Below are 5,584 nucleotides of genomic sequence, written 5' to 3'. Positions count from 1 at the left end.
GCCGGGCGGGCCGCGGGCTCATGCGGGCTGCGCGGCCCGCCACGGCGGGCGGCGGTCGATGCGCATGAGCACCTCCGGGCTCCCGAAGCGGCGGTCGATGCGCCGGGTGGCCTCGGCCCAGTCCGCCATGGAACGCACCCCGGACAGCGTCTCCACCACGAAGGGGTCGCTCCACCGCTCGACGGCGCGCCGCCAGAGCACCTCCGGGTCCTCGGTCAGCAGGTTGCCCACGCACCCCTCGTAGACGGGCATGGCGCGCACCTGCCCGTCGGGTTCGATCTGCATCAGCGGGAACCCGTGGCTCGCGACGAAGGCGGGGTGCATCATCAGGGGGAAGTTGTTGGAGGTGGTCACGGTCAGCGACGCCGGGGCCAGGGAGCGCAGCCGCGCGGTGTACTCCTCACCGGTCAGCGTGCGGAGCCCCGCGTCGTCCAGCAGTTCGGTCTCCGCGAAACCGGGCCGGCTGGCCAGACCGGACGGCACCGCGGCGGCCAGGTTGAGGAAGCTCATCCGCGGGAAGCGGGGAGCGACGTCGGTGCAGAACTCCTCGAGCCGGGGGAGGTTGCTCCGCACGACCGAGCAGTCGACGCCGAAGAGCAGCGGAGCGCCGCCGCGCGCCGCGCGCCGGGCGGCGATGCCGTCCAGCATGGCCAGGGCGTTCATCGCGCGGTCGAAGGAGCCGGCCCTGCCCCGTATCCGGTCGTGCGTCTCGGCGTCGGTTCCGTCGACGCTGACCGTGATCCGCCTGAACACCCGGGCCGCCTCCTCGGCGGTCTCGGGGGTGAGGGTCCAGCCGCCGGTGTAGAGGTTGACGGCGACGCCCGCTCGGCCGATGCGCTCGGCGACCTCGTAGATCCCCTTGACCACCAGGGGCTCACCGCCCGCGAACTCCACCGACTCCGGGCGCATGGCGACGATCGCGTCGGCGAGCCGCAGCATGTCGCCGTGGCTCAGCTGCCGGGCGGGACGCCTGCCCGACTCGGAGTAGCAGTGGACGCAGCGCAGCGGACAGGCGTAGGTGACGTCCCAGATGACGTCGGTGGGCTTGGCGGCGGGGGCGCTCATGGGGACCTCCTGGTGGTGAGCGGATGACCGGGACGGGGGCCGGGCGCTCGGTCGTTCGTCCAGCGCCCGACGAGATCGGCGTACAGGGGGGAGCGGGCCGGCAGGTCCGCATGGGTGCCCACCCGGGCGGCGGTGCCGTCCATCAGCAGGACGCGTCGGGCCCGGACCGCGGAGCTGATGCGGTGGGCGATGACGATGAGGGTGCCGGGCCGGGCGGCGAACGCGCTCTCGGCCTTCGCCTCGGCGGCGGGATCGAGATGGCAGGTCGCCTCGTCCAGGACGACCACGCGGGCGGGGGAGGCGTAGGTCCGGGCCAGGGCGATCAGCTGCCGCTCCCCGGCCGACAGGACGGCGGGTTCGTCGATCTCCGCGTCGAGGCCGCCGAGCCGGTCGACGAGCGCCCGCGCGCCCACCCGGTCGGCCGCCTCGTCCAGCGGGGCGTCGGCGGTCCCGGCCGGGCACAGGTAACCGAGGTTCTCCCGCACCGTGCCGGCGAACACGTACGCCTCCTGGGGCACGAGCGCCGTCATGGAGCGCAGGGCGGGCTCCGGGACGGCCTCCAGCGGCACCCCGCCGAGCAGGATCTCCCCCCTGGTCGGCCGCCGCACTCCGGTGAACAGCAGGGACAGGGTGGACTTGCCGATGCCGCTGGGACCGACCACGGCCAGGTGGTCCCCCTCGGGGATCACCAGATCGAGGTCGTGCACCACGGGCGTGGCCCGGGGGGCGTAGGCGAAGCCCAGCCCTTCCGCCCGCAGCTCGTGACCGGCGGGAGAGGCGTGACCGGTAGGAGCGGCAGGAGCGGCAGGACCGGCAGGAGCGGCAGGACCGGCGGGACCGGCGGGACCGGCGGGTGCAGCGGTGCCGGACGCGGCCGGGGCGGCCCCGGGGGACACGATGGTCTCGGCGATGCGGTTCAGGGTGACGGCCAGGGCCACGCCCCGGCTCGCGACGACGCCCGTCAGCATCTGCAGGGCGGGTTGCAGGCCGTTCGCCATGTAGGTCACCGCGCCGACGACCTCGCCCACGCTCAGGTGTCCCCGCCGGGTCAGCGGCTCGGCGGCGAGGATCAGGCCGAGCAGCGGCACGTGCGTGCCGATGACGACGATCAGCCGCCGGGACACGCCGGCCCGGGCCAGGGCACGCGTGGCCGCGGCTTGGGCGTCCACCGCGGCCCGCACGGTGGCGTACGCCTGATCGCGCGCCCCGCAGGCGGCGACGTCCCGCGCGCCCTCCAGGATCGGGGTCGCCTCGGCGGTGAGCGTCTCGTCGGCGAGGATCAGCCGGCGCTGCCGGACCAGCAGCACCCGCAGCAGCCAGGCGAACGCCGCCAGCGCCACGAGCACGGGCCCGGCGACGACGGCCGCGGCCGCCGGCGAGAGCACCAGCAGCCCCGCCATCGCGGCGATCAGCGAGACGCCCAGCCCGTTCGCGGTGCGCAGCAGCCCGGACACCAGGTTCCGCACCGTCTCCACCTGCCCGGTCAGCCGGTTCGCGGCGGCGGTGTCCGGCCGCTCGCCGCGGGCGGCGCGGGTCACGGCGGCCGTGACGACGGCGCGCACCAGGTCGTCGCGGAGCGGCTCCACGACCGCGGCCAGGTGAGGGAACATCAGGCGCGTGGCCGCGGCCTTGAGCAGCATCGCGACCGCGAGCAGGCCGAGCCAGGCCAGGCCGGTGGCCGGGCGCCCGGCGAGGAAGCCGTCGTCGACGGCGGCGGCGATGAGCAGCCCGGACAGCAGCCCCGGGACGGACTCGGCGCAGGCCCAGGCCAGCGCGGCGGCCAGGGGCCGCCTGCGGGGGCGCAGCAGGGCGAGCAGCAGCCGGAACCCGCCGGGGGGACGGCCGTCCGCTCCGAGGCGGAGGACGTCCGCCGTCGCGAGGGAGGCGGGTGCGGGGGTCACAGCCGGGTCGGGCACGGTTCCTCATTCCAGGAGCTGTCGTCGCCCGCCGCGTCGCCGGAGTCCGGACCGGCGGAGTCCGGACCGGCGGCGAACAGGGCCCGGTACGCCGGGTCCCGCCACAGCTCCCGGTGCGTGCCCCGGCCGCGGATCCGCCCGCCGTCCAGCCACACCACGTGGTCGGCACGGGCGGCGGTGGCCGCGCGGTGGGCGATGACCAGGCGGGTGGTCCCGCGCATGCCCTCGACCAGGGTGGCGGTCACCTGGGCCTCGGTCGCGGTGTCCAGACCGGACGTGGCGTCGTCCAGCACGGTCAGGCGGGCCCGGCGCACCATGGCGCGGGCCAGCCCCAGCCGCTGGAACTCCCCGCCGGACAGCGGGCGTCGGCGACGGGGGTGTCGTAGCCCTCGGGCAGGCGGCGGACGACGTCGTCGACGTGTGCGGCCCGCGCGGCCGCGCGGACGCCGTCGCGATCCGGCTCCGGCATGCCGTAGGCGATGGCCGAGGCGAGGTCGCCGCCCAGGAGGACGGGGCGCTCGAAGGCGTAGGCGACGGCGCCGCTCAGCGACTCCGGGGTCGCGTCGGCGAGGTCGCAGCCGTCCAGCAGCACCCGCCCGCGCTCGGGGTCCAGCAGTCGCCCGGCCAGCATGGCCAGGGTGGTCTTGCCCGCCCCGGACGGCCCGACGAGGGCGGTCAGCGTGCCCGGGGCGATGTCCAGATCGACGGCGTCGAGGAGGCGGGAGCCCTCGCGGGTGACGGTGACGCCGCGGAACGAGAGCGCGCCGGGGCCCTCGGGCAGCGGCCGGGTGCCGGGCACGAGGGGCGGCAGTTCGAGGACCTCCTGGATCCGGCGGGCCGCGACGCGGGCCTCGGCGATCCCCAGGAGCGCGTCGACCTGGTCGATGAACCCCACGCCCACCGCCGCGTAGCCGGCCACGGCGAGCAGTTGCCCGGGCTGCAGCCGGCCGTCGCCGACGCCGAGCCCGGCCACGACGAGCACGACCACCTCGATGAGCGGCAGCAGCACGGTGAGCTGCCACACGCCCCGCGCCTGGGCCCGCCACATGGTGCGGCCGGCCTCCGACAGCTCGGGCAGCGGGCGCAGCACCCGGGCGATCTCGCGGTCGACGGTGCCGGACGCCCGCACGGTGCGGATGCCGGCCAGGGTCGCGGTCAGGCGCGCGGCCAGGCGCCCGTGCGCGCTCTGGTACCGCTCGTACGCCCCCGACAGCCGGCCGACGAAGAGCCGCACGATCACCAGCGCGACGGGCACCGCGATCAGGAAGGCGATGCCCGAGCGCCAGTCGGTCACCAGCAGCATGACGATGCCGCCGCCGGTGCTGACGGTCTCCGCGACCGCGTACACCAGGGTGAGCGGGACCCGCCCCGCGCTGGCGGTGTTGCCCACCAGCCGGTTGGCCAGTTCCCCGGCGGGGAGGCGGCGGGCGCCGTCGACGTCGAGGCGCAGGAGGTGGGCGGTGAAGCGCAGGCGCAGGGACGCCGTCGCCGAGGCGGTGGTCGCCGCGCCGGCGAGGGTGTCGACCAGATCGGCGCAGGTGGCGACGGCCAGGACGAGCGCGAGGAACCCGGCGGCTCGCGCGCCCTCGCCGGACACCACGCCGTCCACGGCGCCGGCCAGCGCGGCGGGCAGGGCCAGTACGGCGGCCGTCGACAGGGCGACGGCCGTCGCGGTCACGGCCAGGGGCGCCCGCAGGCCGCGCGTCGTGGCGACGAGGAGGCGGTCGCCGTCCCGCCGCGTCACCTGCCGGACGGCGGAGTCCGAGGCTTGGGACGGCATCAGACGGTGTCGAAACGCGAACCGAGGCAGATCGGGCGCCAGTACGTGCCCCGGCAGGTGTTCGGCCCGTAGGGGGACGGCTCCGTCTCCCAGACGACCGGAAGCAGGTCCAGGACGGTGATGCCGGTTTCCATCGGTTCTCCTCTCGTTGGCCGCGCCGCCGGATCCGGGCGGCTCGGGCGCCGGCCCGGATGCCGGGCCGGCGGGGACGTGTTCACCCGGGCGCCAGGACCGGGGGGCCGGCGAGTACGCACGGGTCCGCGGCGACCACGCCGGAGAAGCGCTCGGGAGCGAAGAACTCCTCCGCGGCCGCGACCACGGCGTCCGGCGTCACGGCCGCCAGCCGGCGCGGGAAGTCGAGCAGCAGGAGCGGATCCGCCCCCTTGGCCGCCAGATCGGCCAGCGCGGTGGCGAGCCCGGCGCGCGGGGCCAGGTGGATCGCCGCCGACCCGACGGCGTAGGCGCGCGCCGCCTCGATCTCCTGGCCGGTGGGCGGACGGGTCCGCATCCGGGACAGTTCGGCGGCCAGGACCTCCAGCGCGGGAGCGGTGGTGCCGGCCGCGGTGTCGGCCTCGATCGCCAGGAACCCGCGGCCGGGACGGTGGTCGAAGAACGCCCTGACGCCGTACACGTAGCCCTTGTCCTCCCGCAGGCTGCGCGAGAGCCGGGAGGACAGGGCGCCGCCCAGGACGTTGCAGGCCAGGAAGAGCGCCGGATAGCGCTCGTGCGCCACGGTCAGTCCCGGCGCGCGCAGCCGGATGCGCGACTGCGGCGCGCCCGGTCGCGGCAGCGCCGCCAGGCGGCCGCCCTCAATCGCGGGCAG

The 5,584-nt window shown here is 76.5% G+C and carries 6 protein-coding genes; all 6 read right to left on the bottom strand.

The features are described 5' to 3' along the window. Positions 1-18: 18 nt before the first annotated feature. On the bottom strand, positions 19-1,065 hold the full coding sequence (locus ACWJ6R_RS28895; protein ID WP_449065259.1) for a radical SAM protein: 1,047 nt from the start codon (positions 1,063-1,065) through the stop codon (positions 19-21). After that, positions 1,062-2,981 (bottom strand): ATP-binding cassette domain-containing protein, encoded by a 1,920-nt coding sequence (locus ACWJ6R_RS28890; RefSeq protein ID WP_449065258.1) that lies wholly within the window; start codon positions 2,979-2,981, stop codon positions 1,062-1,064. Before ACWJ6R_RS28890 ends, ACWJ6R_RS28895 begins: the two co-directional genes overlap by 4 nt. Continuing rightward, the gene (locus ACWJ6R_RS28885) at positions 2,963-3,298 is read right to left on the bottom strand and encodes a hypothetical protein (RefSeq protein WP_449065257.1); all 336 of its coding nucleotides are present in this window, start codon (positions 3,296-3,298) and stop codon (positions 2,963-2,965) included. The genes ACWJ6R_RS28890 and ACWJ6R_RS28885 overlap by 19 nt, the downstream gene beginning before the upstream one ends. Beyond that, on the bottom strand, positions 3,277-4,725 hold the full coding sequence (locus ACWJ6R_RS28880) for an ABC transporter transmembrane domain-containing protein (RefSeq protein WP_449065256.1): 1,449 nt from the start codon (positions 4,723-4,725) through the stop codon (positions 3,277-3,279). The genes ACWJ6R_RS28885 and ACWJ6R_RS28880 overlap by 22 nt, the downstream gene beginning before the upstream one ends. Positions 4,726-4,760: 35 nt before the next feature. Further along, positions 4,761-4,895: a hypothetical protein gene (locus tag ACWJ6R_RS28875; RefSeq protein WP_449065255.1), complete on the bottom strand. Its 135-nt coding sequence runs from the start codon at positions 4,893-4,895 to the stop codon at positions 4,761-4,763. An 80-nt stretch (positions 4,896-4,975) separates the two neighbouring features. After that, on the bottom strand, positions 4,976-5,584 hold a 609-nt coding region (locus tag ACWJ6R_RS28870), incomplete at its 5' end, for a M16 family metallopeptidase (RefSeq protein ID WP_449065254.1).

The sequence above is a fragment of the Planomonospora algeriensis genome, assembly GCF_977012225.1.
This window is presented reverse-complemented; position numbering and strand designations above follow the sequence as displayed.